Annotated in this window: 1 protein-coding gene; it reads right to left on the bottom strand. The window is 65.4% G+C overall.

Features of this window, described 5'->3' with window-relative positions; translation table 11 throughout:
- Nucleotides 1-228, bottom strand: a 228-nt coding sequence (locus tag SB847_RS22530) for a PAS domain-containing protein (RefSeq protein WP_410579016.1), incomplete at both ends; no start/stop codon positions are given.

The raw sequence follows: 228 nt of genomic DNA, 5'->3' as shown, positions 1-228 counted from the left end.
CGCTTGGCCGGTCAGATCGGGAATGCCGAGGAGCCTCGATGCTGCCGCGTTGAACACGGAGATTCTTCCGTCCGCGCTGATGCCGATCACGCCGTCGTCCACTCCTTGGAGGACCGCGACCTGGTCGTGGACAAGTGTGCTGATTTCCTCCGGCTCCAGGCCGAGGGTCAGGCGCTGCAGTCGTCGTCGAAGGAGGAACGATGCCAGGACACCGGCAAGCAGGGCGCC

Source organism: Bacillus sp. SIMBA_026 (assembly GCF_046535335.1).
GTDB lineage: Bacteria > Bacillota > Bacilli > Bacillales > Bacillaceae > Bacillus > Bacillus velezensis.
The sequence above is the reverse complement of the archived record's forward strand: the minus strand, read 5'-3'. Positions and strand labels throughout refer to the sequence as shown.